General features: G+C 40.8%; 16 protein-coding genes. 7 read left to right on the forward strand and 9 right to left on the reverse strand.

What is annotated here, in order from left to right:
- Positions 1-18: 18 nt before the first annotated feature.
- On the reverse strand, positions 19-2,745 hold the full coding sequence (acnA, locus tag VP97_RS15160) for an aconitate hydratase AcnA (protein ID WP_050182755.1): 2,727 nt from the start codon (positions 2,743-2,745) through the stop codon (positions 19-21).
- A 151-nt stretch (positions 2,746-2,896) separates the two neighbouring features.
- Complete coding sequence (locus tag VP97_RS15165) at positions 2,897-3,838, reverse strand: magnesium transporter CorA family protein (protein WP_050182756.1); 942 nt, start codon at positions 3,836-3,838, stop codon at positions 2,897-2,899.
- Between the two features lie 161 nt (positions 3,839-3,999).
- On the opposite strand from VP97_RS15165, the gene VP97_RS15170 reads away from it, so the two are divergent.
- Positions 4,000-4,296, forward strand: a complete 297-nt coding sequence (locus VP97_RS15170; RefSeq protein WP_050182757.1) for a hypothetical protein — start codon at positions 4,000-4,002, stop codon at positions 4,294-4,296.
- 667 nt (positions 4,297-4,963) lie between these two features.
- A complete protein-coding gene (locus VP97_RS15175) occupies positions 4,964-5,221 on the forward strand; it encodes a hypothetical protein (protein ID WP_050182758.1) in 258 nt (85 codons plus the stop codon).
- Positions 5,222-5,517: 296 nt separating this feature from the next.
- Here VP97_RS15175 and VP97_RS15180 read toward each other — a convergent pair whose 3' ends face one another.
- Together VP97_RS15180 and VP97_RS15185 are read right to left on the reverse strand one after the other, a co-directional pair.
- Positions 5,518-6,702 (reverse strand): macrolide family glycosyltransferase, encoded by a 1,185-nt coding sequence (locus VP97_RS15180; protein WP_050182759.1) that lies wholly within the window; start codon positions 6,700-6,702, stop codon positions 5,518-5,520.
- Positions 6,699-7,139 (reverse strand): helix-turn-helix transcriptional regulator, encoded by a 441-nt coding sequence (locus VP97_RS15185; RefSeq protein ID WP_050182760.1) that lies wholly within the window; start codon positions 7,137-7,139, stop codon positions 6,699-6,701. The genes VP97_RS15180 and VP97_RS15185 overlap by 4 nt, the downstream gene beginning before the upstream one ends.
- 259 nt (positions 7,140-7,398) lie before the next feature.
- On the opposite strand from VP97_RS15185, the gene VP97_RS15190 reads away from it, so the two are divergent.
- Complete coding sequence (locus VP97_RS15190; protein WP_050182761.1) at positions 7,399-7,578, forward strand: hypothetical protein; 180 nt, start codon at positions 7,399-7,401, stop codon at positions 7,576-7,578.
- Positions 7,579-8,024: 446 nt separating this feature from the next.
- Here the strand turns inward: VP97_RS15190 and VP97_RS15195 are convergent, their stop codons facing one another.
- Positions 8,025-8,219: a hypothetical protein gene (locus VP97_RS15195; RefSeq protein ID WP_050182762.1), complete on the reverse strand. Its 195-nt coding sequence runs from the start codon at positions 8,217-8,219 to the stop codon at positions 8,025-8,027.
- Positions 8,220-8,492: 273 nt separating this feature from the next.
- Between VP97_RS15195 and VP97_RS15200 the strand changes: the two genes are divergently transcribed.
- A complete protein-coding gene (locus tag VP97_RS15200; protein WP_050182763.1) occupies positions 8,493-9,770 on the forward strand; it encodes an ATP-binding protein in 1,278 nt (425 codons plus the stop codon).
- 225 nt (positions 9,771-9,995) lie between these two features.
- Here VP97_RS15200 and VP97_RS15205 read toward each other — a convergent pair whose 3' ends face one another.
- The 3 genes from VP97_RS15205 to VP97_RS15215 all read right to left on the reverse strand — a co-directional run bounded on the left by VP97_RS15205 (position 9,996) and on the right by VP97_RS15215 (position 13,824).
- A complete protein-coding gene (locus VP97_RS15205; RefSeq protein ID WP_050182764.1) occupies positions 9,996-10,595 on the reverse strand; it encodes a lytic transglycosylase domain-containing protein in 600 nt (199 codons plus the stop codon).
- Between the two features lie 110 nt (positions 10,596-10,705).
- A complete protein-coding gene (locus VP97_RS15210; protein WP_050182765.1) occupies positions 10,706-12,217 on the reverse strand; it encodes a glycine betaine uptake BCCT transporter in 1,512 nt (503 codons plus the stop codon).
- Between the two features lie 104 nt (positions 12,218-12,321).
- The gene (locus VP97_RS15215; RefSeq protein WP_050182766.1) at positions 12,322-13,824 is read right to left on the reverse strand and encodes a hypothetical protein; all 1,503 of its coding nucleotides are present in this window, start codon (positions 13,822-13,824) and stop codon (positions 12,322-12,324) included.
- 217 nt (positions 13,825-14,041) lie between these two features.
- Here VP97_RS15215 and VP97_RS15220 point away from each other — a divergent pair, with 217 nt between their 5' ends.
- The 3 genes from VP97_RS15220 (at position 14,042) to VP97_RS15230 (ending at position 16,697) form a co-directional block, all read left to right on the forward strand.
- The gene (locus tag VP97_RS15220) at positions 14,042-14,395 is read left to right on the forward strand and encodes a DUF485 domain-containing protein (RefSeq protein WP_050182767.1); all 354 of its coding nucleotides are present in this window, start codon (positions 14,042-14,044) and stop codon (positions 14,393-14,395) included.
- Complete coding sequence (locus tag VP97_RS15225; RefSeq protein ID WP_050182768.1) at positions 14,392-15,915, forward strand: solute symporter family protein; 1,524 nt, start codon at positions 14,392-14,394, stop codon at positions 15,913-15,915. The genes VP97_RS15220 and VP97_RS15225 overlap by 4 nt, the downstream gene beginning before the upstream one ends.
- 80 nt (positions 15,916-15,995) lie before the next feature.
- Positions 15,996-16,697 carry a L,D-transpeptidase family protein gene (locus tag VP97_RS15230; RefSeq protein ID WP_082220389.1) on the forward strand — a complete coding sequence of 234 codons (702 nt, stop codon included), beginning with the start codon at positions 15,996-15,998 and terminating at the stop codon, positions 16,695-16,697.
- Here the strand turns inward: VP97_RS15230 and VP97_RS15235 are convergent.
- Positions 16,694-17,920, reverse strand: coding sequence for a PucR family transcriptional regulator (locus tag VP97_RS15235; RefSeq protein ID WP_050182769.1), 1,227 nt, complete (start codon positions 17,918-17,920; stop codon positions 16,694-16,696). The two genes, VP97_RS15230 and VP97_RS15235, sit on opposite strands and share 4 nt — an antisense overlap.
- Between the last annotated feature and the right edge of the window lie 179 nt (positions 17,921-18,099).

An 18,099-nucleotide genomic window follows, 5' to 3' on the forward strand; every position in this document is an offset into this window, starting at 1 on the left:
GAAAAGCCGTTTTTTTTATTATTTTTCTGCGTTAACACTTTGCAGCTTGCCGCGAAGGACCATTTGCAAAATACCACCGTGACGGTAGTAATCAACGTCAACTTCAGAATCAAAACGAACAAGCGCTTCAAATTCTGTTTTCTTACCTTCATTATTTGTCGCTGTGACTGTAACAATTTCACGTGGTTTTACACTGTCTGTAATTGCTACTTCAAATGTTTCTTCTCCTGTTAATCCAAGTGTCTCTGCGCTCTCACCTTTTTTAAATTGAAGTGGAAGCACACCCATCATTACTAGGTTAGAACGGTGAATACGCTCATAGCTTTCTGCGATAACTGTTTTTACACCAAGAAGGTTCGTCCCTTTTGCTGCCCAGTCACGCGAAGAGCCCATGCCGTAATCTTTACCTGCCAATACGACAAGCCCTGTTCCCTGCTCCTGATACTTCATGCATGCATCATAAATCGGCATTACTTCACCAGTCGGCCAGAATGTTGTATAACCGCCTTCAGTGCCTGGTGCGATCTGGTTACGAATACGGATGTTTGCAAATGTACCGCGCATCATAACTTCGTGGTTTCCACGGCGTGAACCGTAAGAGTTGAAGTTGCGAGGCTCTACGCCTTTTTCACGCAAGTATTTACCTGCTGGTGTATCTTTACCGATCGCACCCGCTGGAGAAATGTGATCCGTTGTAACCGAGTCACCGAATTTACCCATCACACGAAGGCCAGAAAGTGCCTGAATTGGCTCTGGATTTGGTGAAAGATTTTCAAAGAATGTTGGATTCGCAATGTATGTGGATTCAGTATCCCAGCTGTAAAGAGCATCAGCATTCGTTTGAATTTGATTCCATTTTGCATTGCTGTTAAATACTTGATCGTATTCTTTGCGGAACAATTCAGGTGTTACAGTGCGTTGTACCGCTTCTTTTACTTCTGCTGTACCCGGCCAAATGTCTTTAAAGAACACATCTTGCCCGTCTTTGCCTTTGCCAATCGGATCTTTTTGTAGATCGATGTTTACGTTACCGGCAAGCGCATAAGCCACAACAAGCGGCGGAGACGCAAGGTAGTTTCCTTTTACAAGCGGGTGAATACGTCCTTCAAAGTTACGGTTTCCTGAAAGAACAGACGTAACAAGAAGATCAGAATCGATAATCGCTTTTTCAATTTCTTCTTTCATTGGACCAGAGTTTCCGATACATGTTGTGCAGCCATAGCCAACAACGTTAAAGCCGATTTTCTCCATGTATGGAAGAAGGCCGGAATCACGCAGGTAGCCTGTTACTACTTTTGAACCTGGTGCCAATGACGTTTTCACATACTTTGGCACTTCAAGGCCAAGCTCCACTGCTTTTTTCGCAACAAGACCTGCTGCAAGAAGAACATATGGGTTTGATGTATTTGTACAAGACGTGATCGCTGCAATACCGATCGCACCTGTTTTCATTTCTGCTGTTGTGCCATCTGCAAATGTAACAGTTGCTGTACGGTCAAGCTCTTCTTTTGTTAAGCCAAAACCATGGTTGCCCTGCGGCGCGCTTACAGCTTCCTGGAATGATTTTTGCATTTGAGAAAGCGGAATTAAATCCTGCGGACGTTTTGGTCCAGACAAGTTCGGCTCGATCTCAGCCAGGTCTAGTTCCACTACTTGTGTGTAAACAGGATCTTCGCTGTCTGGCGTAAAGAACATGCCGTTTTCTTTCAAATACTGCTCAACGACTTGAATGTGCGCTTCATCACGTCCAGTTAAACGCATGTAATCAAGCGCTTCTGAATCAACCGGGAAGAATCCGCATGTTGCACCGTATTCTGGCGCCATGTTTGCAATCGTTGCACGATCTGCAAGCGGAAGTGTTGATACACCTGCACCGAAGAACTCAACGAACTTACCAACTACGCCTGTTTGACGAAGCACTTGTGTTACTTTTAGTGCAAGGTCTGTCGCTGTAGCGCCGTCTGGAAGTTCACCTGTTAGTTTCACACCCACAACTTCAGGAATTGGGAAGTAAGATGGCTGGCCAAGCATGCCTGCTTCTGCTTCAATTCCTCCAACGCCCCAGCCAAGTACACCGATACCGTTGATCATCGTTGTATGCGAGTCTGTTCCAACCAATGAATCAGGGTATGTTTCAAATTCACCGTTTTCTCCTTCTACCGCATGAACAACGCTTGCGAGGTACTCAAGGTTTACCTGGTGGACAATACCAGTTGCCGGCGGAACCGCACGGTAGTTATCAAATGCTTTTTGAGCCCAGCTTAAAAACTCATAACGCTCTGCGTTACGATCAAATTCAAGCTCCATATTGCGCTCAAGTGCTTCTTGTGTGCCGTAAGCATCTACTTGAACGGAGTGGTCGATAACAAGGTCAACTGGAATCTCAGGATTAATCACCTGTGGATCGCCGCCGATGTCAGCCATTGCTTTACGAAGGGACGCAAGGTCAACAACAACCGGTACACCTGTAAAGTCCTGCAGGATAACACGGGAAGGCTTAAATGGAACTTCTGCATCTGCATCGGCATCAGCACCCCATTTTGCCAGGTTTTCAACATGCTCTTTTTTAATTACATAACCGTCAAATTGACGAAGAACAGATTCAAGTAATACTTTAATAGAATATGGAAGGCGTGATACATTTGCAGTACCTGCTTCCTCAAGTGCTGCTAAACGATAGTAATTATAGCGCTTACCGTTTAAGTCAAAGCTTGCACGGGCGTTAAAAAGATCAGTAGTCGCCATTTTCGTTCCCCCTCTTAAATAGTTAAATATGTACTAAAAACGATTGGAAAATATTTTTTTGTTTTTCTAATCTTCCACCTCTTTTATCTTAGTACATTCATCAACATAAGTAAATAACAAGAAATTTATCGCAGTCGATAAGAAAAACAAATCAGTCAAAAAATGATTTTTTACCGCGTACTTTTAAAAGGTCCCCCATCCAGCCGCGTTTTTTCAAAAAAACATATAAAGCCAATGTGCTGAGAACAATTAATGACCCTGCAAACAAATAACCAAATTTCCATTCAAGCTCCGGCATATGTGTAAAGTTCATTCCCCAAATGGCACCAAGTGCCGTTACAGGAGTAAATAAAGTAGTGATTACGGTGAGAGTCTTCATGATTTCGTTTCCTCGATGATTTGATACAACATCCTCTAGTGAAATTAACGCCTCTATTTCTTCTTCGTAATCACGTATAAGTGACCGAGCACGGTTAATACGCCTTTTTGTTTGCTTGAATCGAACGCCCTCCATCGCCTCATCGCCAAAAACCTCTTCTACTACCATCCGGATCTCATTCATCGGGATCACCAGGTTTTTCCACACCAAAAGCTGATGATCTGTTTCAGCCGTTCGATTCAGGGTTTTTACGTTGTTTTTCTCTTTCATTTCCCAGAGCAAATCTCGAAGCTTTATTTCAAATTTGTCAATTTCTAAGAGAAAGTGCGTCAAAATTTCCCCGATTAATATGAGAAAGCCTTCAATAGAGGTTTCTGCATGCTGCATTTTTTCTTTCATCGTTTCTTCATTTACATAATCAAGTCTGGATAAATTCAAATCCGCTGTAATCATTTCTTTTTTTGTTAAATAAAAATGGAAAATTTCTTTGTTGTTTTTGTGGTTCGCATTTTGTACATAAACAAGTGATCCCCACATAGCTTCTCCACCCGGAGTACCGGTATACATTCCAATAGAATTCGTATCATTCCCTTTTATCGCTTCAATCCATCGCTTGCAAGTATGATGTTTCCGAACGAACTCTTCCGCCTGCTTCTCATTTTCCAAGTCAAGATCCTGCCATACCCACTGAGAAGAATGAAAACGATGTTTCATGTTGTCACTTCCTCTCCCAATTGACTAATCGCTTTAACATATCCTACGTACCCGGTTCTGCTTTTTTTAAACTAGCTCCTTTTAATCTGTTTAAGTTTGAAACCGCCCTGCTTAGGGTAAACTAGTTACAAGTAAAGTGGATGCAAGAAGGAGGATTTTTTATGTATAGATCTAGTAGAAAAGCGCAAAAAAACGGTGGATTGGGCTACTTCTTAGCAGGTGCAGGTGCAGCAGCATGGTGGCTTTCTAAAGAAGAGAATCGCTCAAAATTCGACAGCTGGGTTTCTCAGGCGAAACAAAAATTAAATGGTGAGTCCCAGTCACCGGGTGGTTCTTTTCCTGTCCAAAAAGCAGGCAATCCGCATCCTGATGATATTCCTGATAATAAAATGGTAGGAGAAGGCGCGCAGTTTGCCGTTGACTACTATAACAAAAAAGAAAATGGGGATTCAAAATAACTTTCATATTTCTAAAACGTTAATATATCAGCATTTTATGAGTATTTGCTTGTTACCTAATTAGCTGGTCTTCCTTATTCTCTTCCAGCTAATTAGAGGGAGACGAAGGAAAAGCTTTCATTTTAGGACAAACGCTCAAAACAAAAGAGCCCTCAAGCGGGCTCTTTTTTCTTTTCCTTCCATTTATGTTTTTTCAAATATCCAGCTTATGCAAAAAATAATACCGCGAATAATGAGAATTTTTATTCACATACTAAAAATGCTTTTTTAATGAAACCTGAGGAGAGGATATCTGTAACTAATCGAAGTAGTATGTTTAAATCCGTCTTACCATTAGCTGTAGCAGGTTTTTTTTAACTCTTCTTACAACCCTTATTAAGTTTAGCCCCAGCTGCACAGAGCATAATGAGTGGGAAGGCGGGACAAAACATGGCACTGCCTCTTCTGGAAACAATGAACAATCAAGGTTTCTGACAGCAGTCAGCCGACCCAAAAATGCTGCCGTTTTTAAAATCTTTACTAATGATTAATATAAGCGAATAAACGTGCAGCCCGACCAAAAAATCCAGGAGTGGTTACTAACTATGGAGCTTCGACAATAGCTGTGGTTTGAGCTTTTATTTTATAAAATCACTCGTCACGCTATGCATGTAAAGGAGAATGTATCATGAGCACTATTTTGAAAAAGCATTTATTTCTTAGCGGAATTGCTGCTATATTAACAATCGGGTTAGCTGGCTGTGGAAATGGGAGCGGCCAGGACAATAGTGGTAACGTTGGACAGGAAGAAAAACAAGAAAATAACCATAGTGATATAAATGAGGAAATGGATCAGAATAACGATACGGGTACTAACGAGGATGACCAGATAGAGATAGATCCAAACGATGAAAACAGCGAAAATAACCAAGATGCTAATGAATGAAATAACGGAAAAGATCAGCATAACGGTATTGATAACGAAGCCCAAGATGATGAACTCGCCCCTGAAAACCATCCTGCAGAGCAGAATAAATAATCATATTATTAGGTCCCGGTTTAATTACATAGCTGGGACTTTTTACCGAGTACACTTCTTACCTAATTTTATTATGACACTATCCTATATTCTGTCATTACTACACCGCAAAATGGGATCGATGCTTTTAAGTTTTGGCACTTAAAAACGGAAAAAGGACTGCTGATAGACAGTCCCTCTCTTCCATTAAAGCGCCTGTTAGATCATGAGGATTTACCCTTCACTTTCTCCAAAATCGCATCAGCCGCTTCTGCGGCTCCTCCCGCATTTCGAAAGTTCTCTGAAAGTTTCTGTGCATTTTCAAGATAAATGGGATCTGCCAGTAATTCAACCACTGCTTTTTGAAGATTTTTCGGCTTATTTCTTTGTAGTTTGATTCCTGCTTTAAGCTCGACTACTCGGTCAGCTACAACCCTTTCCTCGCTGTGCAGCGGATATAAAACCATCGGAACTCCACAATATAAGCTTTCATTCACACTATTCATTCCACAATGTGTAATAAATACATCCGCCTCCCGTAAAATGGAAACCTGATCCACATAGCTTTTTACCGTAAAATTGTCTGGTATACAGCCAAGAGAAGCTGCCTTTGTTTTTTCACCAATTGACATTACAACTTTGTATGGACTGTCTGCAAATGCCCGGATGCAATTTTGGTAAAAGTGCTTATTCTGATTGAGTACCGTTCCGAGTGAAATGTAGATGACTTTTTTGTTTTTTTTATCAATCGGCCTTTTAGGAGAGTGCCGGATGGAAGGGCCAATAAAAGCATATCTGTCAGAAAAAGTTTCTGCTAAAGGCTGAAATTCTTTTGTTGTATACACAATGGTATTCGTTTCATTATCATTTTGAATAATCGACACAAAGCTCTCTACTTGATATCCATAATCTCTTAGCAGCTGAATTTTTTTATTGATTCGTGGCATACCAATGATTATTCGAAAAAATTCTTTCACACTCGGTTTCATCAGCCTTGCCGTATGCTGATTAAAGGCAAAGGTTGTTGTCGAACAGATATAAGGGGTTTCTAATTTTCTGGCAAATAATTTCCCCCAAAAGCATAAGGAATCTGATACAATACAATCCGGCTGAAATTCTCTTAATTCTGTACATACCTTTTCATCCAAAGCAATTGTCGTTTCCGCAACCATTTCAATCAATGATGCAAAGTCTTTTCCAACCTTGCGATTCAATTCTTTATCTGATATCAGGGGTAAGAACTCATCACAGGAAACAAATTTGGCACCAGCTTTTTCTATCTTCTCCTGAAATTCTAAAAATGAATAGTACCAGACTTCATGGCCTCTGTTTACTAACTCGGATATCACGGGGAGTGTTGGATTGGTATGACCATACGCGGGGATCGAAAAAAATACAAATGTACTCATTCTGGTTCCTCTTCAGCCAATTCGGCTTTACGTATCATATCTGCAAATTCTAAAAAACTTTCACTTTTTAAGACAGCAAGCCCTTTCGTAGCATCCTCCCCCAGCACAACAAGTTTTTCACCTGCATGAATCTGATACATTTCTCGTGCCTGTTTTGGGATGACAATCTGTCCCCTTTCCCCTACCTTTACAACACCAAAAAACTGCTTGCCTCTGGGCCCAAGCCCTTGTACATCTTCCATACTCATATTTCCGGATAATTGATCCAACGTTACGTGAAAGATATCAGCCAAAACTTTACATTTATTTATATCAGGCAACGCCTCTCCGTTTTCCCATTTCGCTACCGTCTGACGAGACACGTTTACTCTTTCAGCCAATATTTCCTGGCTCAGTTTGTACTTTTTACGCAAAGCACGAATATTCATACCAATCATATCTTCATCTCCTTATAGAATTGACTATATAGATATATTTGGATAAATTCTACCAATATTCAGTAACATTTTATGTTAAAAATGATGGCGAAAATATCGAGAATGAACCGCAAATATAACTAAGTTTTCCTGTCATGATGCTTGTTGCTTTTTATGTTTCTTGCTGATTTTTATATCCTTATGTTTAACGTATTTATTCAACGGCTATGCTGTACACGATACGCTATATCTTTATTATCCAAGAGGAAATGAGGAAAACATGTTTTTTAAAGTCACTTTAGCTGTTTTAGTGCTTTTAGGAATGATTACAAGTATCCTCAACAGTGAGTCAGCTGCTGAAAAGATGATATGGATCAGTATAGGTATGGGTGGTTTAATAGGCGCTCTTACATTCGGGAAAAGCCTGAAGAAAGTAAGAAGTGAAATAAAAAGCAAATGATACGAAAGCAAAAAGAACAAAATTGTTTATACTTTTAAGCCTGGTTCATACCCAGCTTTTTTGTTATGTGTTAAACGATTTATTCTCGGGCTTGTATCCCATGTTTGATGAACATGCTTCTTCTACAGATTCAAGAAGCATGAACACGCTTCTATGAACCCCGCTGTCCTCTGTGCCTTTCCATTCATTAAAGCCCTTTACTTTTGCGGCGGCTTTCGGCTTTCTGACAGTCTATTTTTTTCGAGCAGCTGATCGATTTTGAGCAGTGCTGCATCGTAGTCAATTCCGTTGATCGTCTTTTGTATCCAAACCAAACACTTTCTCTACCAGAGCATCTGGGTCAGTATCCGGTTCTATACTCACGGCTTCATACAATACACAGTCATTTGGCAATTCATCCTGACGTTAACCGTTTTATGTATATGAATATAAAAAAATAGCATCCGTTATCTGGATGCAAATGTTTCTCTTTTTTCTTTTATAAACTTGATTATTTCCTCATAAAACTCTTCTTCTGTTATAATGTTCCTTTCGCTAAGCAGGGTAGACACGGCCGCAATTTGAGGAAATATATTATTCAATTCCCTGAATTCTTCTATCTGTTGGAGGTATTTTTGCGATTTTGCTCGTTCTTCAATCATTTTACCAGTTCCTTTCTCTCTATATATTGCAAGAGAAAGCAATAAAATCCTATAAAAACTGTTCATCAAATTTCGACAAAAGAAAAATAAAGAAGGAAAACCCGGACGGCACCATGACAATTTGGAAGTAATGAAAAACAATATAAAAAATATGCTTTACCTGTGTATTATTTTTGTTATTATATAGTATTTTTCACCCGTTTTTATTATTGTAGTATTAGTCCTTTTAAAAAGGCTTATTACAGGAACTATTGAAAAACTGAGGTTATTACGTTGAACATTCTTTTCGAAAATTCTGATACCTACTTGCTAAATGTTTTTTTAGTTTATTTTTGTTTCTCTATTTATTTTAAATTCCTTGAAAAAGAAACCAGCAAGTTTACAAGCACACTTGTCATTATACTTGTTTGCGGCGTTTTTACTATTCTGTGTATGAACTTTCCTATTACCGTCTTCAAAGGAAATCTTATAGATTTTCGACAGGTTCCTTTGATTGTAGGAGCATTATATGGTGGTCGTAAAGTTGCTTTCATTTTAACAGGGATTTTGCTGGGCTGCCGCTTCTATTTAGAATTGCCTAATTTTCATATAGCTTTCCTTCTGTACTCTTCCATATTTATTTTATTGTTTCTTGTTATTCCTTTTTTTAGAAAGATGACACATCTAAAAGGAAAGCTAATAATTGCTGCGGGTACTTCTGTAGTCAGTGCATTCATTACGTCAGTAGCGGTCCCGCTCTTATCACCGGCTGTTTTTACTTTAGATTACCTTATATTCATTGTGATTGTAGTTATACTTCAAACGATAGGCGTCTTATTTTTCGTACTCGTTAATGAAAAAGCAAAGAGAAACAAAATCCTTTCTAATGAGATAGCAAAACTTGAAAAGCTAAAAACTGTCAGCACGATTGCTGCCAGCATTTCACATGAAGTACGTAATCCTTTAACTGTTACGAAAGGATTTCTTCAAATGCTGCGTGAACCTGATCTTTCAGACAAAGACAAGAATTTCTATATTAATACAGCCTTGGAGGGATTGGAAAAAGCCGAAGCTACGATCACGGATTATCTTACTTTTGCTAAACCTTCATTAGAAAATATAGAGATTCTAGACCTTCGCAAACAGTTGATAAGCCTTAAAAACTTTATTGAACCTTATGCTTCTATGAATAATGTAGAAATAGAAATACACTTGGAAGAAAATATTTATATTGCTGGTGAAAAAGAAAAGGTTCATCAGTTCTTGATCAATATCTTAAAAAACGGAATTGAAGCAATGCCTCAAGGCGGAAAACTAAAAATAAGACTGGATCGGTTTGGTAATGATGCGATGGTTACGATAGAAGATACAGGGATCGGTATGAATAAGGAGCAGCTTGAACGTCTGGGAAGCCCCTTTTTTACAACGAAAGATATCGGTACTGGACTTGGAACAATGGTTGTATATAGCGTCGTAAAATCGATGGGCGGCAGGATAACCATTGATAGTGAACCAGGTAATGGCACACGCTTCTCTGTCATCCTTCCAGCCGCTGACCATCCCATAATTTGAAGATGCTGCAAGCGACAACTATCTCACCCCTTCTCCTGACGTACAGAGAGCTCTATAGAGGCGAAAATTTGGTCCTTACCTGGAATGATACTAATGTATAGGTGAATGAAGGAATGGTCACTACAATGCTCCCTCAGGCTCTGAGGCACAGGGCTTTTACAAAGCATTAGCTATTGTAGTAATAAAAAAGAGAAAAGTAAAAAGCCGCCGGTCCTCCGGCAGCTTTTACTCTTCTCTTTTTGTGTATTCACCTACATAGTATAAAATGTCAGATACATACTGATCACTTTGATTATAAGCGAAGATCGCTCGTTTCATGTCACCGTCCGCAGCGCCATTTTCACTTAAATAATGGGCCGCACTGTAGATCGCATCTTCTACGTTGAAAGGATCTGCTCTTCCATCTCCATTCGCGTCTACACCATAACCACCGTATTTCGCAATAACAGCCGGGTCTGTTTTTTCCTCTTCTGGAATATTGCCTTTTCCAAGACCACTGCAGGTCGGATGCTCCCACCCTACAAATGTACATGGCATAAACTGCATAGGACCTTCTGCGCCTACTGGAGAAACCATCGGATCCATCGTCGAAAATTTCGTTTCTACACGATGGTGAGCAGCAAGAAGCTCCCACGGAATTCCATACTCTTCGGCTGCCGCTTTGTAAATGGGCACGTACTCTTCTGGAATCGACTTGGACTGCAGAAATTTTGGTGCTTTGTCTGTTATTGAAAAAACGGCCATTAATAGAAAAGCAGCCAGCAAAAATGGAATGGCCAAACAGCCATATGCCCGTTTTTTCAATCTTCTTCTTTTTTTCGCCATGATTGTTAAACTCCTTAAATGCTCTTGCTTAACCCATCATAGAAAAGACCGAACAAAACTTCAAGTAAAAACAAATCTCTCTTCTGAGTAGAAGAGAGATTTGTTTTTATTTACATACGCGGAGAACGTCCGTCTGTTTTCCTCATTTTTTGTCGCTCTGCAGCTAATTCCTTATAAAGTGCAACCATCATTAAAATAATGATAATGGAAAACGGAAAGGCTACCGAAATGGCTGCATCTTGAAGAGCCTGCAGTCCTCCACTGTACAAAAGCACGACCGCGATGAGTGATTGAAAGATGCCCCAAAGAATTTTCACACTGTTCGGCGGTGTTAACGAGCCGTGCGTTGTCTGCATACCCAATACGAATGTTGCAGAGTCCGCCGATGTAATAAAAAATGTTGTTACAAGTAAAATAGCAACAATGGATATTATTTGAGACCATGGAAGCTCATGAAACACAGCGAACAACACTTCCTCAGTTGCATAGTGCGTAAAGTCAGCAATCCCTTCCATTTGCAAATTCATAGCGGAAGCACCAAAGACAGCAAACCAGAAAAAGCTGAGCAAAGATGGCATAAACAGCACGCCAATTAAAAATTCACGAACTGTTCTTCCTCGTGAAACACGGGCAATAAAAACGCCGACAAACGGCGCCCAGGAAATCCACCAGGCCCAGTAAAAGATAGTCCAGCCATTGATCCATTCATTGTGCTGCTCATTAAGCGGCGCAATTTGAAAGCTCATTCGCAAAATATTTTGCAGATAGGAGCCAATTGTATCTGTAAACATATTTAAAATAAACATTGCCGGGCCAAGAATCAGCATTAAAACGAGAAGCAAAATGGCTAACACCATATTTGCATTACTTAAAATTTTGATTCCCTTTCCAAGTCCCGACATAGCGGAAAACATAAACAAAACCGTTACAATTACAATAATGATAAGCTGTACCGTAAATGAAACAGGTACCCCGAACAAATACGAAAGACCACCGTTAATTTGTGCTGCTCCGAAGCCAAGCGTTGTGGCCACTCCCACTACTGTGGCAAAAACAGCAATAACATCAATAACGGTTCCAATCCATCCTTCTGCATACTTTCCGAGTACCGGTTTCAGTGTCCGGCTGATCAAGCCTGGTTCACCTTTTCGAAATTGGGAGTAAGCAAGTGCTAAAGCTACGACGGCGTAAATCGCCCATGCATGAAGACCCCAGTGAAAAAAAGTATATCTCATTGATTCGCGCAGTGCACTGTTCGTTCCAGGTTCTGAAAGAGGACTTGAGATTGCATAATGGCTGATTGGCTCAGCTGCTCCCCAAAAAACAAGACCAATTCCCATTCCAGCGCTAAACAGCATAGCAAACCATGTTCCAGTTGAATATTCTGGTTTTTCACCTGGTTTCCCTAAGCGGATCTGGCCTACTGGACTAAACACAAGAACGAGGCAAAACAGGACTATAACAGAAACGGTAATTAAATAATACCAGCCAAAAGCGGACGTTATGAAGCTTTTTACATTGCCCGTCATGGCACCAAAGGATTCAGGAGCGGCTGCTCCAAATACAGTAGCAGCTAAAACTAAAGCCGCTGTCCACCAAAAAACAGAAGATACTTTTCTCATACATTTCCCCTTCCGGATTATGCATTTCTTTTGCATAATGAATAAAAATAATGGTCTAATTAATTCAGTCACGTCTATAACCGTACCAAAATAAAAAAGTCCTATCAAGTGATAGGGCTTTTTGGAAATGTTTCTCCTGCATCAAGTTGTTTAAGACCCGGTGTGTTAGCCGCGGCTTCGGCTGCTTTTTCCCGAAGCTTCAATTCTTCGTTTTTTAGATCTGCCAATGATTTGGAAGCTTCTGCTTCGGCTTTTCGGAGACGATTGCTTTCAAACTGCCATCCGTTTGCTGTGGCTCGTGCAGTCGTCAGCTCAGCAATCAAATCAGCTTCGTAGTATGGATACTTTTCCATTACTTCGTCTGCCATTTTTTCGTAGGACCCTTGTAATTTTTTCTCAAGTGTATTTTTTTCCGACTGCCAATACGTATTGGAAAGCCAGGCGCCAGCAGCGGACAAAACGCCTTTTTTCTCCCTGTTCGCATCCATTCTCTCTGTCACTCGTATTAGCTTTTCTCTTAGCCGCGTGTTAGAGACACTTACTTCTCCGAGAAAAGGACGGGCTGCATCCGTTTTCAGCAGCATAATCAAACGCTCACGCAAATTTTGATAAACAGCTTCTGCTCTTTTTTCTGAACTCTCGGCCAGGGCAAGCTCCTGCTGAATATGAAGAATATACTTTTCTTCTTTTTGTTGCTCAAGCTTTAATTCATTAATTTGTCTGAACAGCAGCAAATAAGCCGATTCTCTCGTGATCCATTCTGTTGATAAAACCAATTCATCATTTATTTGAGCGTTTTCATCGGATGTATACAAAATCAGCATCGCCGCAGGCAGCAGCCAGCTTCCTGAAAACAATGTTTTAAGCGCTGCTTCTGTTGTAAACAAAGCATCAGGATGAAGGATCCACATTTCTTTCGGAAAGCCCGGCGGCACCTCCTTTTGAATAGGGGAAAGAATATCGCCATACATAGATAAACCTGAGCGAATGCCCATTTGGAATAAAAGAGAACCAGTACCGACCTCCTGCTTTATTTCTTCAAAAGAAGCACTGCGATGTATATGTAAATGTTCAAAGATCTGCACCTTTTTAAAGTCTGGCAGTCCATCCCAATAGCGGCGGATATGGACTTCCAAAGAGTCCTTCCCCTCTTCGGCTTTTTCATTTTTCAAAAACCGCTCATACAACTGAACATACTCATAATGAAGCATAAATTCAAGCTTACTGGAAAGAAACGAAGCTTCAAATTGCGCTTCCAGGCCTTTATTCTTTTTAGCCCTTTTTTCAAACCACTTATGCTCGATTTCTGCACCGCGTGCAATAACCTTTTCCTTTTCATTTAAGCGCGCGGCCGGCAGCTTCAACAGCTTGGCTATCGCAAGAAACACATCAAGCTGCAGTACCTCATCCGGAACGTCATTTCTTTTTTTTATTTCAGCTGCGATGGCTCCAAAATAAGGAACTGTTTCTTCCTTTGAAAAACGGCTTTTCGCTTTTAATGCTAACAATTCCTTTGCCTGCATGGAATGCAAAACAGCATGAATCATGCGCAGCTTCGGACCCGTAACATTCGATACCGCTTTGCCGACCGGCTTTAAATCTGTCATGTTAATCCGCTCCATTTACTTCTTTTTTCTGATTGTACACGAAAAAAGAATGGAAAGAAAATGAAAAACTTTTTATGTTCAGCCCGTTCTTCCTGGAAAAAAGAATTGCTTTTTTTACTTTTATAGTTGCTAATTTACTGCCATTTTTTTAGAATAAAGATACAATTCTGTTTTGTAAGCGATTACAGAATTGAAAACGGCCTAGGGGAGGGCTTTTATGGAACAGAAAGTAGAACGTGTTTTAAAGCGTAAATCTGATTATGACTATGAAAAGATTGCAGCCAGTCCTGAGTTTCAATCATTGATCCGCAAGAAAAACAAGTTTTTACTGCCAGTCACCATTTTTTTCTTACTTTTTTATTTTTCACTGCCTCTGTTAACTTCATTTTCAAACGTATTAAACAAACCAGCAATTGGTGATATCTCGTGGGTATGGGTCCTTGCATTGGCACAATTTATTATGACCTGGACACTTTGTATGATATACGTCAAAAAAGCCAATCGATTCGATGCGGACGCCGACCAAATTTTAAACCTTCATAACAAGACAAAAGGAAGTGACCGTTCATGAGCATACTCGGTCTTTTTTTCTTCGTGGCGATCGTCGGCTTAACACTTTATGTCACATATTTGGCGTCCAAGCGGACTAATTCAGCCAGTGAATTTTACACTGCCGGCGGCGGGCTGACCGGCTGGCAAAATGGTATTGCGATTGCAGGTGATTACTTGTCCGCCGCTTCGTTTCTCGGTATTGCCGGTGCCATTGCTCTATTCGGATTTGATGGCTTTTTTTACAGCATCGGCTACCTCGTTGCATACCTTGTTGTTTTGTATATTGTAGCCGAACCGCTTCGCAACCTGGGAAAATACACACTCGCTGATATGATCACAGCCAGGTTTAACCAGCAGAAAATTCGCGGAGCTGCTGCTATTTCTACTCTGACTATTGTTCTTTTTTACATGATTGCCCAGCTTGTTGGAGCAGGTGCACTAATCCAGCTTTTGCTTGGCATCGATTACTGGATAGCCGTTCTGCTTGTTGGGGTTATGATGACCACATACGTTTTATGGGGCGGAATGGCCGCTACCAGCTGGGTACAAATTATTAAAGCGGTTCTTTTAATGGTTGGAACGATTATTATTTCGTTTCTTGTTTTACTAAAGTTTGATTTTAACATCATGAAAATGTTTACCGATATGAAGTCTATAACACCTGCTGGTGAAGCTTATCTTAACCCGGGTGTAAAATATACCAACGGACTGGATACGATGTCAATGATGATTGCTCTTGTATTCGGGACAGCTGGCCTGCCGCATATTTTAATGCGCTTTTTCACGGTAAAAGATGCTAAAACAGCACGCAGCTCAGTTGTTTACGCTACCTGGATTGTTGGAATCTTTTATATTTTAACTATTTTTCTCGGTTTTGGCGCTGCTGCATTTGTTGGATCAGAAAAAATTATAGCTGCCAATGCAGCCGGCAATATGGCTGCCCCGCTTCTTGCTCAGGCACTGGGCGGCGACCTGTTAATGTCATTTGTTTCCGCGGTAGCATTTGCTACGATTTTAGCTGTTGTAGCCGGCCTGGTACTGTCCGGTGCTTCTGCTTTTGCCCACGATATTTACGGACAGATTATTAAAAAAGGGAATGTAACAGAAAAACAACAAATGAATGCCGCACGTTTTGCTTCAGTAGGCGTTTCCGTATTTTCTATTATTTTAGCACTCGGTGCTCAGACGATGAACGTAGCATTTCTTGTTTCACTTGCTTTTTGTATTGCCGCAAGCGCAAACCTGCCAGTCATTATTTACACGATTTATTGGAAGAGATTCAATACAACCGGTGCTCTGAGTGCTATGGTTACAGGTCTTGTAACCGCTCTTGTACTCGTTGCCTTAAGCCCGAATATTTGGAGTCCTGAAGGAACGGCTATTCTAACAGGAACAGCACTATTTCCTTTAACAAACCCAGCAATCATATCTGTGCCAGCCGGCTTTATTGCCGGATACATTGGATCAATTGTTTCGGCTAAAGCAGATGAACGCAAATATGCAGAAGTAGCCGTCAAGGCTAATACTGGTTTAAAATAAAAGCACAGAGCAGACGGAATGGTCCGTCTGCTTTTTTCTTTCATATTATAGAAAACAAGGAGGTTATATTGTTGCGTAAAATGTTTACTGCTGGATTATGTATACTTCTAGCCGCTGTTATCCTTCCAGGCCCTTCAAGAGCTGCATCTGATCCTTATCTGACAGCACTGGCTCATGTTAAAAACAGCAGACAGATCATTGTAGCTGAAGGGAGTACAAAATCGATTAACGCTACACTGCGACTGTATGAAAAAACAGGGCGCCACTGGCAATTAAAGCGCATTTCTCCTGCGGTAACAGGAAAAAGCGGATTATCATTTCACAAGCAAGAAGGGGACGGAGCCACTCCAACTGGCTTATATGACATTGGACGTATGTTTGGTTATGCCGAAAAACCTGCAGGTGTCCGAAGCAGCTACACCGTTACAAACCGCTTTCATTATTGGGTAGATGATCCCGCATCACCCGATTATAATAAATGGATTTATTATCGCGGCAATCCGTCTGCACGCTGGAAATCGTTTGAACGCTTAAATCATGAGTTGTACAAACATGCGATTGTCATTCGTTACAACGAAAATCCAATTGTTAAACATGCAGGCAGTGCCATTTTTATTCACCGCTGGCGGACAGGATCAACGCCAACAGCCGGCTGCCTGGCGCTAAGCGAATCCCACCTGGTTGTCTTAATGAAGTGGCTGGACCCGTCTAAAGCCCCGAAAATTGTTATTGGCACGCCTGATTCAATTCGGTCTGACCTGGTTCAGTCTTCCCTTCGTTAAACAAGGGAATGATTCATCTGACGAATCAGCAGGTCAATATATAAAAGTGTTTTACTGCTCATATCTTTGCTGTTAAATCCGGTAATTTCAGTGATTCGTTTTAAACGGTAGGCAAGTGTATTGGGATGAACATGCATCATACGTGCTGCCTCATTTATATTGCCGTCCTGAGCCAAAAACATATAAAGAGAGTCCAGCATATTGGCATTGTGTGTCTTGTCGTACGCTTCAAGCGCTTCGACCACAGCATTTTTCTGGCCGAGGCGGATCGAACGAAACTGCTCAATCGATTGAAAAATACCAAGCTGGTCAAAGCAATGGGGCAACGTAATCGTTGAAAAGATTTGTTTTATTTTTAACACCCTAAGCGCTTCTTGATAGCTGTTTTGTACCTGAAGCGGATTTTCAACAGCCGCGCCGGCTGCCCCGGACGGCAAAAGGCCGAGTCTTTCTGCCGATTTGGCTGTAAAATCATCAATGTATGTGCTAATTGTTTTTACATCTACTTGTTCTTTAAAACGGCTCAGTAAAACGAGTTGTTCTCCGTCATATGTTCTAGCTATACAAGTCAGCTGTTGAAGAGTTTCAGTCAAGTAGTCGATTTGCCGCTCTAAAGTCCGGTCAATCGACCGGCCAAAATCGAAAATAATAACCAGTAAGCTGCCCGTCAGAGAAAGTCCGTATGATTTATTTGCCTGCTCCATTTCATTTCGAGAAGCAAAATGGCCAGTTAGTAGCTTCCAGAAAAATTCTTGATGGCTTTCTTCCGCCGCACGCTTTCTTTTTTCATGCTGCAAAAGCTGGTTTCTCACTGCATTTGCAGCTTCTTTTAAAATGACTTTTTGTTCATCTGAAAAATGAGCGCCAGACTGAGCCCAAATAAAGCCGATTACTTTATCCTGTTTTCGCACAGAAATAGCAACACGCTCACCGAGAGAAACCTGCCCTATGGCCGGAATCACAACAGGCTCCTCTGTTTCAAAAAGAGTAGGAATCGCTCCGCTTTTCCACAAGCTGTTAATAACATGCTCCGGTACCCTTCGACGCATAATGGTTGCAATCCGGACCGGATCAATTTCTCCTTCGTGGCGGCTGTAAGCAATAATTTGATGATTGGCGTCTTCAATCGTAATAGGACAAAGAAGCGCCTCGCTGATCCGGTCGGCCAGCATTTCAATGGATTCATACTCGTGGGCAAAATAATGTGATTTATCGTTTGACATATCGTTCCTCCGGTGCAATAGACTATATTTATTATAATCGCCGCCTGTTTAATTGTAAAAAAAACCGGAAAAAGCAGTCTCTTTGCCCGGTGTATGTTTCAATATAGGTGATTAGGATATAACAAGCTTTATTTAATAACGTATGAAAAATTTTTCGTAAAATGAGAAAATATTAGACT

Source organism: Domibacillus robiginosus, from assembly GCF_000966195.1.
Lineage (GTDB): Bacteria > Bacillota > Bacilli > Bacillales > Domibacillaceae > Domibacillus > Domibacillus robiginosus.